This is a genomic window from Synechococcus sp. WH 5701, from assembly GCF_000153045.1.
GTDB lineage: Bacteria > Cyanobacteriota > Cyanobacteriia > PCC-6307 > Cyanobiaceae > Regnicoccus_A > Regnicoccus_A antarcticus.
In genome coordinates this window covers 641,004-662,168 of sequence record NZ_CH724159.1, presented here as the reverse complement: position 1 = coordinate 662,168, position 21,165 = coordinate 641,004, and the positions used below count along the sequence as shown (strand labels likewise).

At 62.9% G+C, this 21,165-nt stretch carries 23 protein-coding genes and 1 pseudogene; 14 read left to right on the top strand and 10 right to left on the bottom strand.

Annotated features, from left to right (window positions below; translation table 11 throughout):
- A pseudogene (locus tag WH5701_RS18315) lies at positions 1 to 695 on the bottom strand (IS5-like element ISSysp4 family transposase); the annotation flags it as partial.
- Positions 696 to 736: 41 nt separating this feature from the next.
- On the opposite strand from WH5701_RS18315, the gene WH5701_RS04255 reads away from it, so the two are divergent.
- Positions 737 to 2,614, top strand: coding sequence for a type II CAAX prenyl endopeptidase Rce1 family protein (locus WH5701_RS04255; protein ID WP_232201778.1), 1,878 nt, complete (start codon positions 737 to 739; stop codon positions 2,612 to 2,614).
- Entirely contained in the window at positions 2,604 to 2,978 is a 375-nt protein-coding gene (locus tag WH5701_RS04250; RefSeq protein WP_006170749.1) for a hypothetical protein, read from the top strand. Before WH5701_RS04255 ends, WH5701_RS04250 begins: the two co-directional genes overlap by 11 nt.
- Before the next feature lie 42 nt (positions 2,979 to 3,020).
- On the opposite strand, the gene WH5701_RS04245 is transcribed toward WH5701_RS04250, so the two are convergent.
- On the bottom strand, positions 3,021 to 3,824 hold the full coding sequence (locus tag WH5701_RS04245) for a prohibitin family protein (protein WP_006170748.1): 804 nt from the start codon (positions 3,822 to 3,824) through the stop codon (positions 3,021 to 3,023).
- 109 nt (positions 3,825 to 3,933) lie between these two features.
- Here WH5701_RS04245 and WH5701_RS04240 point away from each other — a divergent pair, with 109 nt between their 5' ends.
- Positions 3,934 to 4,446 (top strand): cupin domain-containing protein, encoded by a 513-nt coding sequence (locus WH5701_RS04240; RefSeq protein WP_006170744.1) that lies wholly within the window; start codon positions 3,934 to 3,936, stop codon positions 4,444 to 4,446.
- A 77-nt stretch (positions 4,447 to 4,523) separates the two neighbouring features.
- Here the strand turns inward: WH5701_RS04240 and WH5701_RS04235 are convergent, their stop codons facing one another.
- Positions 4,524 to 5,615, bottom strand: coding sequence for an IS630 family transposase (locus tag WH5701_RS04235; protein WP_037979344.1), 1,092 nt, complete (start codon positions 5,613 to 5,615; stop codon positions 4,524 to 4,526).
- Between the two features lie 90 nt (positions 5,616 to 5,705).
- Between WH5701_RS04235 and WH5701_RS04230 the strand changes: the two genes are divergently transcribed.
- Positions 5,706 to 6,011: a hypothetical protein gene (locus tag WH5701_RS04230; RefSeq protein WP_006170742.1), complete on the top strand. Its 306-nt coding sequence runs from the start codon at positions 5,706 to 5,708 to the stop codon at positions 6,009 to 6,011.
- 76 nt (positions 6,012 to 6,087) lie between these two features.
- Positions 6,088 to 8,280 (top strand): beta-glucosidase, encoded by a 2,193-nt coding sequence (locus WH5701_RS04225; protein ID WP_232201776.1) that lies wholly within the window; start codon positions 6,088 to 6,090, stop codon positions 8,278 to 8,280.
- Positions 8,281 to 8,320: 40 nt separating this feature from the next.
- Here the strand turns inward: WH5701_RS04225 and WH5701_RS04220 are convergent, their stop codons facing one another.
- The 5 genes from WH5701_RS04220 to WH5701_RS17960 are packed head-to-tail and all read right to left on the bottom strand — an operon-like array spanning position 8,321 to position 10,995.
- Entirely contained in the window at positions 8,321 to 8,800 is a 480-nt protein-coding gene (locus tag WH5701_RS04220; protein WP_006170738.1) for a hypothetical protein, read from the bottom strand.
- Positions 8,800 to 9,894, bottom strand: coding sequence for a glycosyltransferase family 2 protein (locus WH5701_RS04215; RefSeq protein WP_006170737.1), 1,095 nt, complete (start codon positions 9,892 to 9,894; stop codon positions 8,800 to 8,802). The genes WH5701_RS04220 and WH5701_RS04215 overlap by 1 nt, the downstream gene beginning before the upstream one ends.
- A 59-nt stretch (positions 9,895 to 9,953) precedes the next feature.
- On the bottom strand, positions 9,954 to 10,574 hold the full coding sequence (locus WH5701_RS04210) for a triacylglycerol lipase (protein ID WP_006170736.1): 621 nt from the start codon (positions 10,572 to 10,574) through the stop codon (positions 9,954 to 9,956).
- 53 nt (positions 10,575 to 10,627) lie between these two features.
- Positions 10,628 to 10,816, bottom strand: coding sequence for a Mo-dependent nitrogenase C-terminal domain-containing protein (locus tag WH5701_RS18785; protein ID WP_232201844.1), 189 nt, complete (start codon positions 10,814 to 10,816; stop codon positions 10,628 to 10,630).
- Complete coding sequence (locus tag WH5701_RS17960) at positions 10,813 to 10,995, bottom strand: TerB family tellurite resistance protein (RefSeq protein WP_006170734.1); 183 nt, start codon at positions 10,993 to 10,995, stop codon at positions 10,813 to 10,815. The genes WH5701_RS18785 and WH5701_RS17960 overlap by 4 nt, the downstream gene beginning before the upstream one ends.
- A gap of 254 nt (positions 10,996 to 11,249) precedes the next feature.
- On the opposite strand from WH5701_RS17960, the gene WH5701_RS04200 reads away from it, so the two are divergent.
- The 9 genes from WH5701_RS04200 (at position 11,250) to WH5701_RS04160 (ending at position 20,413) form a co-directional block, all read left to right on the top strand.
- Positions 11,250 to 12,233: an IS5 family transposase gene (locus WH5701_RS04200; protein WP_006170733.1), complete on the top strand. Its 984-nt coding sequence runs from the start codon at positions 11,250 to 11,252 to the stop codon at positions 12,231 to 12,233.
- Between the two features lie 456 nt (positions 12,234 to 12,689).
- Positions 12,690 to 13,331: a hypothetical protein gene (locus tag WH5701_RS04195; protein ID WP_156776538.1), complete on the top strand. Its 642-nt coding sequence runs from the start codon at positions 12,690 to 12,692 to the stop codon at positions 13,329 to 13,331.
- Positions 13,332 to 14,042: 711 nt separating this feature from the next.
- A complete protein-coding gene (locus WH5701_RS04190; RefSeq protein WP_006170729.1) occupies positions 14,043 to 15,557 on the top strand; it encodes a cryptochrome/photolyase family protein in 1,515 nt (504 codons plus the stop codon).
- A gap of 113 nt (positions 15,558 to 15,670) precedes the next feature.
- The gene (locus WH5701_RS04185) at positions 15,671 to 16,348 is read left to right on the top strand and encodes an AhpC/TSA family protein (protein WP_006170728.1); all 678 of its coding nucleotides are present in this window, start codon (positions 15,671 to 15,673) and stop codon (positions 16,346 to 16,348) included.
- An 82-nt stretch (positions 16,349 to 16,430) separates the two neighbouring features.
- Entirely contained in the window at positions 16,431 to 17,339 is a 909-nt protein-coding gene (locus WH5701_RS04180) for an MBL fold metallo-hydrolase (protein WP_156776537.1), read from the top strand.
- Positions 17,340 to 17,663: 324 nt separating this feature from the next.
- On the top strand, positions 17,664 to 18,182 hold the full coding sequence (locus WH5701_RS04175; RefSeq protein ID WP_198005129.1) for a mechanosensitive ion channel domain-containing protein: 519 nt from the start codon (positions 17,664 to 17,666) through the stop codon (positions 18,180 to 18,182).
- Positions 18,183 to 18,384: 202 nt separating this feature from the next.
- Entirely contained in the window at positions 18,385 to 18,765 is a 381-nt protein-coding gene (locus WH5701_RS04170) for a hypothetical protein (protein ID WP_006170725.1), read from the top strand.
- Between the two features lie 476 nt (positions 18,766 to 19,241).
- On the top strand, positions 19,242 to 19,769 hold the full coding sequence (locus WH5701_RS04165) for a hypothetical protein (RefSeq protein ID WP_006170724.1): 528 nt from the start codon (positions 19,242 to 19,244) through the stop codon (positions 19,767 to 19,769).
- A 53-nt stretch (positions 19,770 to 19,822) separates the two neighbouring features.
- Positions 19,823 to 20,413, top strand: a complete 591-nt coding sequence (locus tag WH5701_RS04160; RefSeq protein ID WP_006170723.1) for a YbhB/YbcL family Raf kinase inhibitor-like protein — start codon at positions 19,823 to 19,825, stop codon at positions 20,411 to 20,413.
- Here WH5701_RS04160 and WH5701_RS04155 read toward each other — a convergent pair whose 3' ends face one another.
- Positions 20,414 to 20,629, bottom strand: a complete 216-nt coding sequence (locus WH5701_RS04155; protein WP_006170722.1) for a chlorophyll a/b-binding protein — start codon at positions 20,627 to 20,629, stop codon at positions 20,414 to 20,416.
- 100 nt (positions 20,630 to 20,729) lie between these two features.
- Complete coding sequence (locus WH5701_RS04150; protein WP_006170721.1) at positions 20,730 to 21,116, bottom strand: VOC family protein; 387 nt, start codon at positions 21,114 to 21,116, stop codon at positions 20,730 to 20,732.
- Positions 21,117 to 21,165 lie beyond the last annotated feature (49 nt).

Sequence of the window (21,165 nt, the reverse complement as noted above, 5' to 3'; positions counted from 1 at the left end):
TGACGACGGGCCTGACGCCGGTTGGTTCTTGGTTTGTGGCCAAACACATCACGCACTTGCTTGTGCATCTCATCAATCAGCTTCTCTGTCGTTTCGCGGGCTTCATTGAGAAGAGAGAGATCAGTGGGATAGCGAATATCGCTGGGCACGCATGTGGCGTCAATCAGAAGGATTCCTTGATGCCTCTTGGGCGCCTTCGCATCTTGGCTGGGGCGTTCAAGAGCGGCAGGCACTGATCCGTCACCATCATCAGGATCATCATTGTCGCCTTGTTTATTCTGTGCAATTTGTTGTTTGCCATGCCGGACGATCCGCTCGTTGCAGTCATTGATGGTCTTCTCTGGCAGCCGACGACGGAAATACACCATCATCGAGGGATCAAACGGTGCCTCGAACTGGAAGCCTTCCAAGCCAAGAAAGAACTGAAGATAGGGATTTTCCTTGATCTGCTCAACGAGCTCTTCGTCGGTGACCTGCAAGCGCTCCTTGATGATCAAGGCACCAAGGGCCATGCGAAAAGGCTTGGCAGGCGCTCCGAACCCCTTTGAAAACTGCGAGGCGTAGTGATGCTCCAGCTCATCCCAAGGGATCAGATCCGCCAACTTCACCCAGCGGTTATCCCCCGAGAGCTTCCCGCCGAATGGGAGGAAGAAATCATCAAAGGAGAGCTGATTGCCTTCCTTGCGGCGGTACATGTGGAAAACTTGGTGCAGCTTTTCGGCTCAATCCAGCCGATTTGCGCACATTATACCGCCATAGAAGTGCCCAGATCCACTGCACTGCAAGCGGTCTGGAGATCTTCAGGAAGCCCTATGTGGGCCTGGGACGCATCCTTGGCCCCGTTAGCGGGGAGCCGGAGCACTTCCGGGTACGCCACTGGAGCCCCAGCCAGGGAGACTTCAGCGGCCCTGAAGATGTGGTGCGTGTGCCCCAGCAGCCGCGTGATCGCTACGGCCGCTGGATCTCCACTCCCCGGGGGCTCAGCTCCAATCCCGTGGGCGCCCAGGGGTGGTACCTCTACGGCGCCCCCGACGCCGAGGGGCTGTTCACGGTGCAGGCCATCAAGCCAAGGGCCCTGCACCTGCTCCGCCCCGATGCCGTGCTGCCCGCGGCCCGCCAGGGGATCCCTTACATCCTGCGCGGCAACTGGGCCGACACCCCCCGGCAACGGGGGCGGATCAAGCGGGTGCTGCTGGGCGAGCGCTGGCGGCTGGGGGATCGGGCCCTGCTGATCCACAGCTTCGGCGGCATCGGTGGGCCGGAGGGTGAACGGATCAGCGGCTTCACCGTGACCGGCCACTTCGCCTTCGGGGAAGCGCGGGTGGTGAGCGATGCCATCACCGGCGAGCCGCGCTTCGATCTGCACTATCACCAGATCTATGCCAACAACCCCAACGGCATCGTTGCGGGAACCCAGGACTGGACCGCCTTCAGCGGTGATCTGCAGCGGGGCTGGCTGGGCTCACGGCCGATCTCCGATGTGCTGATCAAGCTGAAGCCCTTCGACGACCTGACGGTGGACGGGCAGCCCCTCTCGCTGCTGCGGGAGCTGGCGATCCAGGCGGAGGTGCTGATGGCTCGCTACCGCAGTGGTGACGGCAGCGGGGTCTCCACGGTGACTCCGTCCACCTCGTGCGTGCAGGATTCGAGCCAGGCGCTCTACATCACCATCGATCGCCTGCGCCGCCGGGCAGCGGACGACCCTGGGCTGCGCCGTTGGCTCAAGGCCCACCCCCAGGAGAACGCCAGCCAGGCCTTCCGCCAGTTGGCGCGCCTCTCCTCCTCCCTCGACCAGCTGCTCACCCCCTTCGGCACAGTGCGCCCGGATTGGCGACACAACGCCGCGGTGGTGGCGGGCGAAGCGTTCGTGCGGGGCGAAACGGGGCTCGATGCCCTGCTGAGCTGGCGCTCGATGCTGCCCCGCCGCGCCCACGACGACATGGCGCGGGTGTTCCTGCAGCACGGCGCCAGCCTCTGGTTCCTGCGCAGCAACCAGCTGGCGGGAGGGGACACCACGATCGAGCCCCTGGCACCCACCCTGCTGCTGGGTCAGATCCCGATTCTCTCCACCCTGCTTCGGCGTCTCAGCGATGCCCTGTTCGCGCCCCTGGGTCCAGCCGCCCTGGGCCGAGCTCTGGCGATCCTGGCGGTCTACGCGGCGCTGGCCCTGCCGCTGGGCTGGCGGTCGGGCTTTCTCAGCCCCTGGAGGCTGGAGGCGCTCGGTCCGGCGCTGCTGGCCATTCCGGGCCTGCTGCTGATGCCGGCCCTGGGCGAGGAACTTCTGTTCCGTGTGGCCCTGCTGCCCCATCCGCTCGAGGGGGATTCCCTGGCTGGGGCAGTGGCCTGGGGAGCCCTGAGCGTGGGCCTGTTCGTGCTGTATCACCCTGTGGCGGCCCGCTGCTGGTACCCACCGGGGCGAGGGGTGTTCCGCGACGGGCGCTTCCTGAGCCAGTGCACCCTGCTGGGGATGGCCTGTGTGCTGGCCTACGGAGCCACCGGCTCCCTCTGGCCGCCGGTCCTTCTGCATGGGCTGGCTGTAACGCTTTGGCTCTGGGGCCTGGGGGGCAGGGCGAGGATGCAGGGACTGCCGCAGCTGACCCCGCGTGACCCTTGATCGCTTCAAGCAGGCCCTGGCGGCCTTGATGGAGAAGGCACCGGCGGATCCGCTCGAGCGGGATGAATTCTTCGAAGTCACCCCCCTGCCGGCCGAGGACGGCCCCTTCGAGGTGGTGGTGGTAGACGAGGAAGCCGCGATCTTTGCGGTGCTTTACCTGGATCGACTCTTTCCAGAGGAAGAGAGCGAGGGACAGCAGGAGGTGGAAGCCCTGGTGCCGGAGTACCTGAGCTCACACTTCCAGCTGGAGGCTGGAGAATGGGCTTCGACCGCGCCGTTTGATCTCGGCTGGAGAAGCCGCGACTTCCTCTGGTTCCAGGAATTCACGGTGCCGGGGCTGACCCCGGCCTGCCGTTACGACTGAGCCGGGGCTGTGGTGATCCTCGGTTTCCTTTCCGCCTGACAATCAGCGGCGACCGTTGACGATCACCGGCGTGCCGCCACCCACCGTGCCGGGCAGGGCCGGAACGACGGAGGTCTGCCCGTCCCATTTGTCGAGGAAGAGCTTGAAGAGCACCTGATCATCCAGGCTGGAGTTGAGGATCTGGTAACGCTTGGCTTCCTGCTCAGCGATCTTCACTTCGGTCTGGGCGCGCAAGAGCCGTTGATCGGCGATCTGTTTCTGCTCAATGGCCGAGCGATATTCCTCGGCGATCTGCAATCCGGTGAGGTCAAGTCCCTGCACCTTCACGTAGTCGAACTTGCTCAGTTCCTGGGCCACCATGTCCTGAACAAGCTCAGAGATGCTGTTCCACTCGGTGGCGATGGTCACCAGCTCGTACTGGGAGAACACAGATTTAAGTGCTTTCAGCAGCGATGGCTGAATGATTCGCGGATAGATCTGCTGGTTTTCGGTGGCGATCGTCTCGAAGATCCGACCTGCTTCCTGCGGCTTGATCGAGTACTTCACCGTGGCGGTGGCTTCGATCACCTGCAGATCCTTGGTGAGGGTGGAGAACTGCTCAGGTCGAACCTGGGTGCGCACATCGAAAAAGGACGTGGCCTGAATCAGCGGCACCTTGATGTTGGGGCCCGGGCTGCGCTGACCGCCCGTCACCCGACCAAGGGTAGTGACGACGGCCACGGTGCCGGCGGGGACGATGAAGATGGTTTGAGTGAGCAGGATCAGCAGCGCCACGGCCACGGCTGCGATCAGTTGAAAGCCAGCTCCTGGTCCATCACCTCCGGCCGGTCGCATCGAGCTCTGCATCAAGGAGTTGGGACTGGGGGCCCAAACCCTAGGGCCATGGCCTCGTGAGCTGCGCAGCGGCAATGCTGCGGCAGCACCGATCTAGGCTTGGGTCACGGCCGACCACCCCATGCAACCCCTGGATCTGATCGACCACCCAGAAGGGGGCCGGTTCCGAGAAGTGTTTCGATCAGGCAATCGCGTGAGCACCCCCACAGAGGATGATCGCCGCGCTCTCACCCACATCTATTTCGAGCTCCGGACGGGTGAACGCAGCCTGTTTCATCAGGTGGCCTCTGATGAGGTCTGGAACCTCTACCGGGGCAGGGGGCTGAATCTCTACAGCTGGGATGGCACAAGCCAGGCCCCCAGCTGCATCACGCTTTCAGCTGAAGCCAACACCTTCTGCCATGTGATTCCAGCCGGACACTGGCAGGCGGCGGAACCGATCAGCGAGGCTGTCCTGGTGGGGTGCAGCGTGGCGCCGGGCTTCGAATTCGCTGATTTCCAGCTGCTTCAGCCCGACTCCGCCCAAGCCCGGGCACTGGTGGGGTGCGATCCGGCTCTGACCCGGTTTCTTCCTGATTGCGATGGGACTGATGCTCTTCCGTCCCAGGAGCCTGGCGGGAGGAGAGCCCCTTGACATGCAGCGAGGCCGAAGCGACCGACGGAACGTATCTTGAAACTGACGGAGCGTACCTTGAAATGGACGAAGCGTACCTAGTGTCCTGTCCCGGAGATTTGTGCACAAAGCCGCTGGAGCTTCTCCAGGATTGAATCCGCTGTTGCCGTCCAGTTGAACGGTACCTTGGTCTTGTTGTAGGCGGCCACGAACTGCTCGATCTTGGCGATCAGCTCCTTGACGCTGGAGAAGCTGCCGCGTCGGATCGCCCGCTGCGTGATGATCCCAAACCAGCGCTCGACCTGGTTGAGCCAGGAGGCGTAGGTGGGGGTGTAGTGCACGTGGAAGCGGGGCCGCTGGGCAAGCCAGGCACGGACCTTGACGTGCTTGTGGGTGCAGTAGTTGTCCACGATCAGGTGCACGTCCAGATCCTCGGGGACGGACTTCTCGATCTGCCTGAGGAACCCCAGGAACTCCTGGTGCCGGTGGCGGGGTTTGCACTGGGTGATCACTTCTCCTGTGCCCACGTCCAAAGCCGCGAACAGGGTGGTGGTGCCGTGGCGGATGTAGTCGTGGGTGACGCCTTCCACGTAGCCCAGGCCCATGGGCAGCAGCGGCTGGGTGCGGTCGAGAGCCTGGATCTGTGTCTTTTCGTCGACGCAGAGCACCATCGCCTTGTCGGGCGGGTTCAGGTACAGGCCAACGATGTCGCGGACCTTTTCGACAAAGAACGGATCCGTCGACAGCTTGAAGTGCTTTTGCCGGTGGGGCTGCACCGAGAAGGTCTGCAGCCAGCGGTGAACCGTGGTCTTGGAGATGCCAGTCGCTGCAGCCAAAGTCCGAGCACTCCAGTGGGTGCTGCCATCGGTTGGCTTGGTCTGCAGGGCCCGGTTGATCACCTCGGCCACCCTGTCGTCCTCGTAGGTGCGAGGTCGGCCAGGCCTGAGCTCGTCGTGCAGTCCCTCGATGCCCAGATCGAGGTAGCGCTGGCGCCACTTGCCCACCGTTGAGCCCCTGACGCAGAAGCGTTCTGCCACGGCTGTATTGGTCTCACCAGCAGCACAGGCCAAAACGATCTGGGCGCGCTGAACGATCGAATGCGGCAAGGTCCGCGATCCAGCGAGGCTCTTGAGTTGACTCACCTCGTCTGCCGACAGCTCCAGCGGAGCCATGGGGCGACCCACAGGCATGGAACTACTCCCAGAGGAGACACTCCATATTCTACCGGCTATTTCCGGGACGGAACACTAGAAATGGACGGAATATCTGGTCGTGGTTGCTTGAAAAGCTTCGTCTTCATCATCTGCGCCGTCGTGACAGCAACAGGATTGCCTGCGACCGCACAGACTCAGGAGTGCATCCAGCGTTCAGAGCAGCTCTTGAAGCAACTCGGCAGTGCCCCCGCCCGATCGACGGATGCCATAGCTGAGAAACATCGCCAGGACCTCCGCTCAGACAACTGCGACCCACAGAGAACTGGGTACGACCTTGGGGTCGAGAGCATGAAGCTGAACCAGGAACTGGGGACCAGACCCGATGAGAAGACGCCCTTCCGCTTCGACCAACTGATCCGTATTCAGTATTGAGAGACCCCAGCAGCCCTCAACCACGCCTCAACCAAGGCCTATAGCTGGACGGACATCGATGCTCTGGAGGATGGCGATGAAGGACCCAGGAGCATCAATCCAGGCCCGGGCCCTGGAGCTGCTGGCGGAGCTCACCACGGCCGAGAAGCTGGAGCTGCTCGACGGTGACACCCCATTCTGGTCCGGCATGGCGGACATCGCCCTCCATCAGGCCTCCCACCGCCATCCGTGGCCGGCGGGGCAGGTGCCCCGTCTTGGCCTGTCCGGGCTTCAGTTCGTCGATGGCCCCCGCGGCGTGGTGCTGGAGGGTGGGGCCACCACCTTTCCCGTGCCGATGGCCCGGGGTGCCTGCTGGGATCCCGATCTGGAGGAACGCATCGGTGAGGCCATCGGCCGCGAGGCCCGTTCCTTCAAGGCCAACTGGGTGGCCGGGGTGTGCATCAACCTCCTCCGCCACCCCGGCTGGGGGAGGGCCCAGGAGACCTACGGGGAGGACCCGGTGCACGTGGGCGCCATGGGGGCCGCCATGACCCGGGGGCTGGAACGCCATGCCGTGGCCTGCGTCAAGCACTTCGCCCTCAACTCGATCGACAGCTCCCGTTTCCTAGTCGACGTACAGGTCAGCGAGCGCGTGCTGCATGAGCTCTATCTCCCCCACTTCCGCGACTGCGTGGACGCCGGCGCCGGCTCAATGATGAGCGCCTACAACCAGGTCAACGGCCTCTGGTGCGGCCAGCATGCACAACTGCTGCGGCGGATCCTCAAGGAGCGCTGGGGATTCGGCGGCTTCGTGGTCAGCGATTTCATCTTCGGCGTGCGTGATGGCGTCGCCGCAATGCTGGCCGGGCAAGACCTGGAAATGCCCTTCCGCATGGTCTTTGCCGGGTGCCTGCCCGAGGCCGTGGCCGACGGCCGTGTGCCGATGCAGTGTGTCGACGAGGCCGTGCTGCGGCTGCTGCAGGTGCAGCTGGGCGTGCCCCCCGGGACGTACCCCGCATCGCTCCGCTCCTGCGAGGCGCATCGGGCCCTGGCCCGCGAAGCGGCCACCAACTCGATCGTGTTGCTGCGCAACGAGGGGCAGGTGCTGCCCTTCACCGGCCTGACCTCACTGGCCGTGATCGGCAGCCTGGCGTCGATGGCCAACCTGGGGGATCGGGGATCCTCAGACACCAGACCCCTGCCCGGAGCGGTGCTGACGCCACTGGAGGGCTTGCGGGCAGCCGCTCCGGATCTGCGGATCGAGCAGGCCAGCGGCAGCAGCCCCCAGGCAGCGGCGGAGCTGGCGGTGCACTGCGACGCCGCCGTGGTGGTGGCCGGTCTGGACTGGCGCCTGGAGGGGGAGCACATCCACCCGGGGGACATCGCGCCGATCCTGCGCCTGGTCCCGCCTCCCGACTGGATGGTGCGCTTGCTGGGGCGGCGCCGGTTGATGCCGCAGTGGCGACCAGTGGCCAACCTGCTCGCCTGGATCACCAGCTTCGCCTCAGCCCGCCAGGGTGGTGATTTTGCCGCCGGTGATCGCACCGACCTGACCCTTCCCGCGGATCAGGTGGCCCTGATCCGCCAGGTCGCCGCCGCCAATCCACGCACCGTGGTGGTGCTGATGGGCGGTGGCGCCATGCTGATCGAGGACTGGCGGCAGCTGGTTCCAGGACTGCTGATGCTCTGGTATCCGGGCGAGCAAGGGGGCGCGGCCCTGGCCGATGTGCTGCTCGGCCGGATGTCGCCGTCCGGCCGCCTGCCCTTCTCCGTGCCGTCCCAGGCCTCCCACCTGCCGCCGTTCGAGCCCCGAGCCCCAATGGTCGTCTACGACCTCTGGCATGGCTACCGGCGCCTGCAGCGTGACGGCCATCCTGCGGCGTTTCCGTTCGGCTTCGGGTTGTCCTACAGCCAGTTCATGGCGTCGCACCTGACAGCCGAGATCCAGCGCGCTGATGGCCGGATGACTCAGCTGCAGGCGTGCGTGACCATCACCAACACAGGCGACATGGAGGCGGGGGAGGTGGTCCAGCTGTACCTGGAACCACCCGCTCGGGAGGTGGAGCGTCCGGCTCGAACCCTGGTGGCGTTTCAGCGCCTGCTCCTGGCCGCCGGTGAAGCCCGCCGCATCACCCTGGCCATCCAGCTGCGCGCCTGCGCCACCTTTGATCCGGCCCAGGATGGCTTCGTGACCGAAGAAGGCGTGCACCGGCTGGTGGTGGCCAGGCACGTGGAAGACGAGGGCCTGGCGGTGGCCCTGGAGTTGGAGGCTGAGCTCGTGTGCCGTTGACGGGTGCAGCCGCTGGTCAGGGCTGCCGGCTCGAGAGGCGCTAGCTCGAGAGCCTCCTCAGGGTCCTGCAGAGGCGCAGGCGGTTGTAGCGCTGCAGCAGCAGGCACGGCAGGTTGAACAGGGTGGCGAAGATCAGGTTGATCAGCACCCCGGCCGGCGGCAGCCACAGGGCGGTGACGATCCAGGCGGGCCAGAGCGCCCAGTGCACCAGCTCCGCCCGCCTGGTCTCCAGGCTCAGCCGTTGCAGGGCCAAAGGGTCGCGACGGGCCAGGCTCGCCTTGCGGATACCCCCCGGCAGGGCATCGCCGGCATCCGGAATCCAGGGCTTCCAGACCCGGATCCCCAGCCATCGTTCGTAGATCCGCAGCGGCTCCGCACCCAGGTGATCAGACTGATGCGGGTCATGCCGGCCAAGCAGCCGATCCGGCAGCTGATTGGCGAGCGCCCCGATCACGACCGACCAGAGGAGCCACAGGCTCACTGAGGCGGCCACTGCACCGAAACCGCTGAGCGATGCCATCAGCGCGTACTGAATAGGCGACCCTTCCAGCGCACCTGGCCCCGCTTGAGGTTGAGGATCGCCATCAGGAACACCCCGAGGAAAAACAGCACCGGAATGGGGAACAGCAGGTTGATCCAGCCGAAGCGCCCAACGGGCCGGGTGATCACCAGCAGCTGAAGCACATAGGCCCCGTAGACCAGCACGTTGCTGAGCAGGGCGCGGTCACCCACCAGCGGCCAGCCCAGCAGGGAGGCCGGCAGGCACCAGGCGGCCCAGAACAGTCCGGAGAGCCAGAGCACCACCGCCAGCATCCAGCTCCAGCGCACTTCACCGGCCGCGGTGGCGAAGTTCTTGTCGAACCCCACCACCATGTCGTTCAGACCGCCCGGATACATGCGGTAAGACATCTGGCCATAGCCAAGGAAAGCACTCACCGGCAGATCGACCTTTTCATAGGCATGGGCCAGAAACCAGTCTTCGACCACCTTGCCAGCGACGGCCGCGTGACCGCCGCTGCGGTCATAGTCGGCGCGGCTGGTGGCCATCGCCGGCCCGAAGGCCACCCCACAGGCGGGTCCCAGGGGAACGGCCAGCAGCCCCACCAGGTTGAACAGCAACGAGAGCTGCTCATAGGGCTTCTCAGTGCGGTGATACGGCTGCACCGACACCAGCCCACCGAGCTGCTGATGAACCGCCACCAGCCGCTCAAGGAACTCAGGCCCGGGTTCGGTGTCGGCATCGAGGAAGACCAGCAGCTCGCCGCGGCTGGCCAGCACACCGTTGTGCAACGCCCAGGTCTTGCCGCACCAGCCTTGCGGCAACGATGGCGAGGGCAGCACACGGACGGGCAGACCAGAGCGGGGCTCGGTGGCGATGGCGGTGGTGCGATCACTGGAGTGATCGTCGATCACGATCACTTCCAGGGGCCTGAGACTCTGTCGGGCGAGACCATCGAGCAGATGCGGAAGCGTCGACTCCTCGTTGCGGGCGGGGATCAGCACCGACACCGAGAGCGGTTCAACAGGCGAGCCGGCCGGAAGAACGGGTAGGCGCAGACCCAGGACCCAGCCCAGCAGCCAGCGCACCAAGATTGAAACGGCAACCCAGCCCATCAACAGTTCAGCCGCCGTACTGATCAACGCTATTGGCGGGTGGCCTTAACAGGTCGGCATCAGGCCCGGAGCAATTCCTGGGCCAGGGGCCTGATGGCGGCCTGATCACGCAGCAGCTGGGGATGGGTCGCCACCGGCAGCTCCGTGCGAGCGCCGATCGGCAGGACGGCGCGCCATCCCGGCAGCACGGCCAGATCGATGGCGGAGTAGAAGCTGTGGCACTCGATCCGGTGGAGGGTGTCGAGGTTGCTGTTGAGGCGCTCCAGCAGGCCGCTGCCCCACTTCAGACCAGCGATGCCTTTGAACACGCGCCCAGGCCAGGGCTGAGCCGTGAGCGTTCCCTGCTGGGGACTGCCAACGCTGATGAAGCGCCGGGTGCGCTGGTGTCCCTCCAGCAGCTGGATCCAGCTGCGGGCAATGACCCCACCGATCGAAAAGCCCAGCAGGTCGATCGGCTGCTCCATCCCGAAGGTTGCCTGAATGTGGCCACCGAGCAGCTCAGCCGCCTGTTCGATCGGGGTGAGGCCAAAGCGCAGGGGAAGGGCAGGGATCAACAGATGCGGTCGTCGCTCCCCCAGCGCCTGCCGGAGCTTGTTGAACACCGCTGGGCTGTCGAGCAAGCCGTGAACCAGAACCAGGGGAGGACTCGTGATCGGGAACCGTGCTGATGCCAAGCCCAATTCAAGACCATGGCACCTCCAGGCTGCGAGGCTCGATGGGTGGATCTCCCCCCTCAGCTTTGTTCAGCCTCTTCAATGGAGCTGGCCTCCTCCTCGAGGGGACACAAGGCCCGAAAACGCAGGGCCATCAGTTCCTCATACAGGGGGTTGATCTTGCACATCGGTGGGATGTGCAGGAGCTTCCTGCCGAAGATGGCCACATCCCGCTCGAGGAGACACTGTGGGGGGATGAGGCGAATCAGAAATCGGGCGACCGACGGCTCATCAGGCTGCAGGTCGTCGAGCCAGTGTCGCAGCGGCTCCTGTCCTGCCTCGAGAACATCCCCCAACGCCTGAGCAGGGCCACTTCCTCCACGCTGAGCAGCCCATCGGAGAGCGCCACGGCCAAGGCCGTGCGAATGAAATCGTCTGTGGGAGGCATGCACGCTGCGCCAGACACGGTTTGATCACACGTTTAGGCAGGCCTGGGATCCGCCTGAGCAGGTGATTGGCCGGAATCCGCTTCTCGCTCAAGACGTCGGTGAATAGAGAGCCTCTGCGCTCCTGTTGACCTCGCATCACAACTGGGTTATTGCCCAATTTTCAAAGAGGGGATGGGATTTTTCAGCGAACTCTTAAGGAACCCCTGAAAAACCCGCTAAAATCAGTCCAGATCCAAGACTGAGACTGGAACGGATGGCCGACCCTCTCCAGCTGGGCTTCACGGACTACGAGCAGATCTACGCCAAAAAGAGGACGCGCCGCCAGCGCTTCTTGGATGAGATGGAGGCCACGGTTCCCTGGGAAGCGTTTCTGGCCTTGATTGAGCCCGTGTATCACAAGCCCTCCAGCAAAGGAGGTCGTCCGCCGATTCCTTTGGAGGTGATGCTGCGGATCCATCTGCTGCAGCAGTGGTTCACGCTTTCAGATCCATTGATGGAGGAGATGCTGATCGATACGCCCTGCTTCCGCCGCTTCGCAGGGATCGAGACGATGGATGGCCGGATCCCTGATGAGACGACGATTCTCAACTTTCGCCATCTGCTGGAAGAGCACCGGATCGCGGAGCAGATTCTTGAGGGTGTGAACCAGATGCTTAGCGAGAGAGGAGTGATGCTGAGGGAAGGAACGATCCTTGATGCCACGATAATCAATGCCCCCAGCTCCACCAAGAACAAGGCCAAGGAGAGGGATCCTGACATGCACTCAGTGGCCAAGGGCAAGCAGTGGTTCTTTGGAATGCGCTGCCACATCGGAGTTGATGCCGCATCTGGCCTGGTCCACTCTGTTGAGAGCGCCGCCGCCAATGTTCATGAGCTGAACACAGCAGCTGAACGGCTCCATGGGGATGAACGCCTCATCTACGGCGATGCCGGCCACATCGGCATCGAGAAACGAAACGACTTCCAGGACTGCGAGGCTGAGTTCAGGATTGCGATGAAGCCCGGCCAGCGCAGAGTGCTTCCAGAGACACCTGAGGGCAGGCTTCTTGATCTGATTGAGACGGCGAAAGCCCACTTCCGCGCCAAAGTGGAACATCCCTTTCGAATCATCAAATGTCAGTTCGGCTTCCGGAAGGTCTTCTACAGAGGTATCCGCAAGAACGACCTCAAGCTGAAGTTGCTCTTTGCCCTGGCAAACCTCTGGATGGTACGGGAACGGATACCTGATTCAGCGTAAAGCAAGGGTATAGTGTGTCTAAAGACCGATAATCATCCAGAAATCAAGCCAAAACGAATGGTGGGAACTGCCTGAAGTCTTTTCAAGGGCTTCTCTGAGCGAAAAGTGGGCTAAATCTGCTCAGTATCGTCTCATTGATGAGAATGAGACTAGATTATTCGGATTAAGGCGTCTTGATCAGAGGTTCCTTAAGGCGTCTTGATCAGAGGTTCCTTAAGGCGTCTTGATCAGAGGTTCCTTAAGGCGTCTTGATCAGAGGTTCCTTAAGGCCGCTGAGCTTCCGGGTGTCGCATTGACTGATCGTCGATCCCCAGCTAATATTCAATCTAGGTAGTAGCGGTTGAGTTTCCCTTTCGCCTGTCTGGCAATCCCGAACCTCGGCACTTCAATGGCATGAAGAAGCGCTTCTGAGATGTCTTTGTACGCCTCCAGCCTACTTTCAAAAGAGACTATGACATGAATTTTACCAAAGCACTTTCCACCGTTACCACTGCATTTCTCCTGACGGTCGGAGCAAATACCGCAAAAGCAGATACTTACCGATATGAAGTGAAGGCAGAAATCGATTTCAGTGGCGTCGATCCGGCGATACTGAGTCGTGCCGGCCTTGGAAGCAGCGAAACGCTCTATTTAATGATGGAGATCGACTCCCCGCAATACCCCAACACGTCCAGCACCACCCACAGCCATACCCCTGATCAGGTGAAATTCGAGATCGGTGGGAAAACGGCGAGCGCACCAGGAAGCACATTCGGAGCCGGCGGAGTGCTTGGGCTCATGGCTGTTGGAGACCAGCCACTAGGTGCATTCTACAATGATTTTCTTGGCTTCAACATTGAACCCCGCGCACTGCCCGGCCTTCCGTTCGGCGATTTAGGAAAACTCTATATCCAAACCCGATACACCAACAACACTTTCGACTCGGTGAAGTTACCGGATTCAAGTAACTTCATGGCAAACCTGATACGTACGAGTACTGGCTACAATTCCGCCCCTCATGTAGAACTCTACGTGTTCCGGAACGGGCCCGGGACGGGGTTCGACTGGGTTACCGCCCCGATCCGAGACATCGATATCTCTGTGAGGGTATCTCCGTGATTGAGAGCAGATGGAACCTGCATCTTCAGTTTGGGAAGGTCCTACAGAAGCTATCCTGACTGGAAGGTTGTGGCCGGCTCTCGCCGCCAGCCCAGCAGCCTTATCAGCCCCATGATGTCGTAGGCCAGTCATGCCCTCAGCCATCGACCAGATCCCCTCCAGCCGCAGGGCGTTGATGTTCAGGCTGAGCAGCAGGGGGCTTGATGCTGGTGCGCAGACTCGTTAAGCAGTATCGGGTCCCGTCTGCTGCCCTGCCGTTGCGGATGCTCTGGTTGCGCACGGCGATGATCTTGGCGCTTCCAGGCCACTGGTCAACCACCATCTAGGGATTCCTGGCGGCATGGCACGCAGGCGTTCGGGTTGCGGCCACTCCCCCTGACAGCGCTCAGCGGCGAGTGCCACCAGGCTGGGATCCTGCAGAAGCCGGCTGCGCGGGATCTCCCCGAGCGGTGAGTCGTTGAGAATCTCCATCACCGGCAGACCCTTCACCACCACCGTGGCCGGATCGCGGACGGTTTCAAGCAGGGCAACGGCCGACCTGAGGGGACGACGCCGCAGGGTGTGGTCAATTCTCATCGTTGGACGCCTCAGCTCGGATCCGTCGCTCATCATGACGGGCTCCAGTGCGCTCAGCTTTGGAGGCCTGCCGCTCCGCTTGGATCTGGACCGTCAGGTGCGCCGCTATGACCTCCAGCAGATGCACCGCCAGCGATGGTCCTGACCCTGATCCTCGGCGATCAGCTGCACCGCGAGTGGTTCCCCCCCTCACCGCTGCAGCTCGCTGCCGGGAGCCGAGTGCTGATGATCGAAGACCTTGCGGTGGCCTCCACCTACCGGTACCACCAGCTGCGCCTGCTCCACACCTTCGTGGCGATGCGCAGCTTCCGCGACGCCCTGGTCGAGCGGGGGCTGGCGGTGCGCTATTTCGAGCTGGCGGCTTCGGCGGGTGTTTCGTTCTGGGAGCGGCTGGCGGCGGAGCTGGGCGAAGGCGGGGAGCTGCAGGTGGCGGAGATCGCCGACCGCAGATTCGAGCAGAGGCTGCATCGCTTCTGCCGGAAGCACCTGGTGCGGCTGACCGTGCTGCCCTCACCCGCATTCCTTGAATCCGTTGCCGAGAGTCGGGCCTGGTTCGAAGGACGTCGCCGCCCCTTCATGAAGACCTTCTACGAGCGGCAGCGCCGGCGCCTGGGGCTGCTGCTCGAAGCCGACGGGACCCCCAGCGGTGGCCGCTGGAGCTTCGACGCCGAGAACCGCCGCCGACTGCCGAAGGGCTACCAGGAGCCGACCCTGCCGGCTGTGACGGCCAGCCCCCATGAACCGGCGGTGCGGCAGCTGATCACCAGCCACTTCGCCGCCCACCCCGGAGTGCTGGGGGAACTCTGGATTCCTTTCGATCACGCCGGGGCCGACGCCTGGCTGCAGCGGTTTCTCCAGGACCGGCTCGAGGGATTCGGCCCCTACGAGGACGCTCTGAGTGCGCGTCTGGGCACCCTGCACCATTCGCTGCTCTCTCCCCTGCTCAACATCGGTCTACTCAGTCCAGCTGGAGTGATCGAGGCCACCCTGGCCCACGTGCAGCGACGGCAGAACGGTGAACAGCCGGTGCCGATCGCCTCGCTGGAGGGGTTCCTGCGCCAGGTGATCGGCTGGCGTGAGTTCGTGCGCGGCATCGATCGCGTGCATGGCGAGACCCAGGCCAGCCGCAACTTCTGGAACCACCGGCGCCGGCTGGCGCCCTGCTGGACCGACGGCAGCACCGGCCTGCCTCCGCTGGATGCGGCGATCGAGCGGCTGAACCGCACGGGCTACAACCACCACATCGAGCGGCTGATGGTGATCAGCAACCTGATGCTGCTCTGCGAGATCCACCCAGCAGAAGTGCAGCGCTGGTTCATGGAGCGCTACCTGGATTCCTATGAGTGGGTGATGGGTCCGAACGTCTACGGCATGGGCCAGATGAGTGACGGCGGCATCTTTGCCACCAAGCCCTACATCTGCGGCTCCAACTACATCCTCAAGATGGGAGATTTCAAGCGCGGACCCTGGTGCGAGATCTGGGACGGCCTCTACTGGCGCTTCATCAACGGCCACCGCGCCTTCTTCCAGGCCAACCCCCGCCTCTCGATGATGGTGCGCCTGCTGGATCGGATGGACCCGCAGCGGCGGGATGCATTGAGCTCCAGCGCCGAGGCGTTTCTGGAGCGCGCCACCATGGTCCTGCCTTGACCGTCGCGTTCCCTGTGCCCAGCTCCGATCCCACGACCGCCGATCCAGCCGGCAGCGAGGCATGCCCGCCTGCACCTGCTCCCCTGCTTGAGCGGCTGACGGGAGTAGACGGGATGGGGCGTGGCCAGCGCCGACTCGTGCTGCTGCTCAGCCAGCTGGGGGATTTCGACAGCCTCGAATACGCCCAGGCCCTGGTGCCGGTCCTGCCGAAGCTGGAGTCTGCCGGCATCGCCGTGCTGGCGATCGGTATCGGCGACGAGGCGGGCCGCCAGCGCTTCTACGCCTTCACGGGGTTTCCACTCGAATGCCTCGAGGTGGACGCCGAACCCCAGCTACATCGGGCCCTGGGGCTCTACGAGGGGCTCCAGCAGATCGGCGGGCCGTGGCCGAACCTGCTGCTGATGTGCGCCGGCATCGGGTCCCCCGGCACCCTGGCCGAGGTGCTGCGTGGCTACACAGGTGATCGCAGCGCTCCCCAGCGGATCGCCGACGAGGAGACCATCCAGGCGGGACCCCTGCCGCCGATCAAGGGGTCGTTCTTCGCCAGAGCAGGCGGGACCGGGTTCCAGCGACCCTTCGAGCTGGCTACGGTGCGCCTGCGCAACATGACGGAAGTGCTGGGCCACTGGAGCACCTACGTGTCGCGCAACGACTTCCTCACCCAGCGGGGCGGCACCTTCCTGCTGGACACCGACGACACGCTGCTCTACAGCTACCGGGACCGCGGCATCCTCGGCTTTTCGGCGACCATGGCAAGGCCGCTCAGCTTCCTGGATCCATTGCTCAGCTGATGGTTCTGCTGATCGGTGGATGATCACGTGAGACAACACACGAAGGTTCTGGATAATGCGCCTCATCACGCTTGATTCATTCATGCCTCGTCCCCGTGTTCGGCTTGCGCTTGGCCTGTTTGTGGCTCTGCTGATCGGCCTGGTCAGTCATCCACAGCTGGCTGCTCAAAGCGCTGAGCCCGGAACGGTCCGGGCCGCTCCTGTGCGGGGTTCCGTGGCGATGATCAAGGGAGAGGGAGGAAATATCGGAGTGCTCACCGGCTCGGAAGGCACCCTGCTGGTGGATGCCAAGTTCGCCCGGTTGGCCACACCGGTGCGGGCGGCCGTCAGGTCTTTGGGTGGCACAGATCCGTCCTGGCTGATCAACACTCACTTCCATCACGACCACACCGACGGCAACGCAGGCTTTGCCCGCAGTGGCGCCACGATCGTGGCCCAGAAGAATGTGCGCAAGCGTCTGGCTGAGGGCTCCAGGATCCCGGCTTTCGAGAGGGTGACCCCGCCGGCTCCGCCCGAGGCCCTGCCGGTGCTGACCTTCGAGAACACTCTGCGGCTGCATCTCGATGACGAGACCATCGATCTGTTGCACCTGCCTGGCGCCCACACTGACGGAGATGCCATCGTGCACTTCAACACAGCCGACGTGATTCACACCGGTGATGTGTGGTTCAACGGCATGTACCCATTCATCGACACCGCCAATGGCGGCAGCCTCTCTGGGGCGATCGCCGGAGTGGATCGTGTGCTTGCCCTTGCAGGACCAGAGACCCGCATCATCCCGGGGCATGGGGTCGTGGGGGGAAAAGCTGAGTTGGAGAGCTATCGCACCATGCTGGCCACCTCCCGGAAGCGTCTGTCAGCCCTGAAACAGCAAGGATTGAGTGCCGAGCAGGCTGTAGCCGCTCAACCCCTGGTGGATCTGGAGGAGAGCTGGGGGAAGGGTTTGTTCACGGGCGACCGCTGGATCGCAGTGATCTGGGAGGGTGTGTGAGGTCATGCCTCATCCGGAGGAGTCCAACCGCGCTGGCGAACCCTCTGGGCTCTAGAACCTCCTGATCGAGACAGGGGCACTCTTTGGTGTTTCTTCTGATTGTGCTGTAGCTGGTCTTTCCTCTGGCATCTATCTGGCAGAGGGCAGGGCTGAAGGCACCTCGATTGGCCTGCCATGATCAGCCTTGAAGAGGCGACAGGCCGGCAGCTTACTCTGCGTCAGAGGTGTCATCACCTTTCCCGAAAGTAGGTCGGGAACAGAGAGAACTAGCTCAGATCAGCAGTCTAATCCTAAAATCAATTGCTCAACTCAAATAAAATGGAATTGTACAGCACACAGATCCTTGAAACAGTTGCCGTCTTGCTTGCCTCCGCCGTGGCAAGACGAATCATCGTCGCCGCGATCAAAGCCGCTCAGCGAAAATACTCATACGGAAATCCCAGGACCACAGTGATCGTGAAGATCCTAGACTTTCTACTCTTCTTTATAATTGTTGGCGGCTTTCTCTCAATCTGGGGCGTTGAACGATCTGAGTTGATCTTCTTCTTATCATCAATGCTGACAATTCTTGGAATCGCCTTCTTTGCGCAATGGTCAATTTTGTCAAATATTACGTCAACGACAATTATCTTCTTTGCTCATCCCGCCGGCATTGGCGATAAGGTGAAAATTCTTGATGTGGAATTTGCCGTAGAAGGCACGATCATCGATATTGGGCTATTCTTTATCATTTTACAGGGTGAAGACGGATCCGTGCTCTCAATTCCAAACAACTTATTCATGCAAAAAGCAGTTGTCAGAGAAGACAGATCGAGACCCAGTTCAAAGACGAAAGAGGCTTGAGACAAAGATTGCCTCAGTATCAGTCGATGCGGCGACGGGATCTCTCCATGACGAGAACAGCAGCGCACTCCATTAGCAAAGCAGCTGGTGTCTATGCCAGCTCCCGTCAGAAAGAGGATCAGCTCGAGGTGAACAATTTGCCCTTCGACCTTGCCAGGCCGGAGGTCTGTTCCTAGAGCAAGTGCATCTGCTGTGAATGTCCATGCAACTCCAAGCCAAAAACCTTTCCCAACGCCTCGTTCTCGGTGGTGTTGCGGCCCTGCTGTGCGCGACGTTGCCGATCCAGGCCCAGGACCGCGTGCCGGTCGAAGCGGTGCGCGCCATCAACATGGCCCGCACCCGTGCCGTGAAGATCAACGGAGGGCTCGAGGCCTACCGCCCCGCCAGTTGCATGTTCGCCACCGCGGACCCAGACAACCCCTGTCTGGTCAGCAACGACAGCGATGGTTTCATCTTCCGCTTCCTGGGCGGCCCCCCCGCCTGGCAGGAGCGGGATCTGCCTCCCACCCTGGAAACGGAGATCAAGATCTCCCCGGACGGCCGCGAGGTGGAGGAGTTGATCTATAACGGGCCACCCCGTTGATGGGGCCGCTCCTCTATAGCACCCTGCTGCCTTACTTGCGTGCTTCGAGAATCAGGTTGAACGGCGTTTCAGCGGCGCGTCGAACACGTCTGAAGCCAGCCTCCCGCAACACCTCGGACAATCGTGCCTCGCCCGCCTGGGCGCCAAGGGCCAGACCGACATCCTGCGATTTGGAACAAGGCGTGCACACCGCCGTTGACGCGGCGTAGTACAGACGACTGACCGGATTGAGATTTCAGATTGGAGTGCGAGGTCTGTGGCCGGCGGCCTGCGTTTCAGCAGGTCCCACGCCGCCTGATCGTATAGAGCAATTGAACATGGCAAGACCTGGATCATCCCGACCCACAATTTTGGCGAAGGTGGTCCACGCACTGGTACCAGTAGGGCACAATGATCTGGAGTCCCAGATTTGATCTACACCACAAGAACGGCATGCAATGGCAGACTATCGCTTCCGGTGGACACGACTTCTGACCATGACCAAGACCAAAGAGACAACGGTTGAGCCATTTCAGCCATTTTCAGGCCGTCGGATCGCTGGCCTTGGTCTGGCGGTCGCCGGCGGCCTGCTGCTGGGCTGGCCTGCCGCTGGCCTGGCCCAGGCCGAGCCCCGTTGTACCTTCCTCAACCCGATCGGGGGCAACGGCATGAGCCCGATCGTGGCCAAGTCGGTGGGACGGGGCAAGCTGTTCGGCAAGTCGAACTGGAACACTGATTTCATCGTCGACAAGCCCTTCACCAGCTTCAAGTTCTTCTTCACCGCCAACTCCTCCGACGCCGGTGCCAAGTACCCCGTGGAGGCCTTCATGAAATTCAGCGATGGCAGCTCGCTTCAAGTAGTGAATGAAACGATGAATCCTCCGATCGGCACCGGCCGCATGTTCGGCCCATTCCCAGCCATCGAGGGCAAGCAGGCCAGCCAGATGAACTTCAAGGTGGGAGCCAGCAAGGACCCCGGCGCCCTGGGGTTCAGCTACCGCATCTCCGTCCAGGGCTGCCTCTGATCCAGTCCCTGAGCATCAGCCGCATACCCTCAGGCCAACAACACAACCCCTTGATGACGTCGCCCTCGAGACGCTCCTTCCGCATCAAAGGAGCCGCCACCGCCCTTCTGGCCGTCGTGGTCACCAACCTGGGAGCCATGGCCCGCTCGGAGAGCTTCAGCCTGATCAGCCCCGAGATCAAGGCCAACGGCACCATCGCCGCAAAGCACGTGTTCAACGGCTTCGGCTGCACCGGGGAGAACATCTCCCCGGCACTGAGCTGGAGTCAGGCCCCGCCCCAGACCCAGAGCTTCGCCCTGCTGGTGCACGACAGCGATGCCCCCACAGGAGGCAGCGGTTGGTGGCACTGGCTGGTGGTGGACATCCCCGCCAGCAGCTCCAAGCTGCTGGCGGGCGCGGGCCGCGCTGACGGCATGGGTCTTCCCCAAGGCGCCCGCCAGATCCGCACCGACTACGGCAGCCCCGGCTGGGGCGGGCCATGCCCGCCGGTGGGCAACGCCCCCCACCGCTACACCTTCACCCTGCACGCCCTCAAGGTGAAGCGCCTTGAGCTGCCGCCCGACCCTTCGGCGGCCCTGGTGGGCTTCATGGTCAACAGCCAGAGCCTGGGCATGGCCTCCTTCACCGCCCTCTACGGCCGTTAGTCAGCCGAGATACCAGGCCAGCACTGCGCCCAGCTGGCCGACGATGCCCTTACCTGTGAGCCACTCGCCCACGATGGCGGCGCTGAAGCCCAGCATCGCCACCCGGCCATTGAGGAGTTCCACCCCGGCCAGGGCGGTGGTGTTCCAGGGCCGGTTGGTGGTGAACCCTTCGCCGAATTTCTCCACCGGTTCGTAACGGAAGTCGTTGCTGCTCATCGCTGGTGGCTCATCGGTTCCTGCTCACAGGTGGTCGTTCACGCCAGCCAGAGTTCTGGCCCGAGGCAGCTTATGGGGTTCGGCGCGGAACCCGCCAGCCTCAGCAGACCAGCAGCAGCAAGCGGTTGCCCTCCGGATCACACAGCCAGGCTTCAGCACCGAAGGATTCCAGCCGGGGCTCCTCCTGGGCCGTGGCCCCCAAGTCCACGGCCTTCGTCACCCAGGCTTGGAGATCGTGCAGGCGATCCTCTGCCGAGCTGGAGCGTTGCAGACAGAGGGCCAGGCGGCCTGTGCTGCGGGGCTGGGGCCGTCTCGAGGAGGGGGCATAGATCTCGAGCCGGCCGTCACCGGGCCAGGCCAGCCGCCAGTGCTGGGACTGGAGTCCTTGCTGGGCGCGGGTGTCGAGCAGGGCGGAGTAGAACCCAGCCAGGCGATCGGGCTGATCAGCCGCCAGCACCAGGGTGGTGTGGGTCTGGGCGGTGGTCATGCCGTCTGTGGTGAACGAAGGGGCCACTCTGGACCGGCAGCGGCAGCAT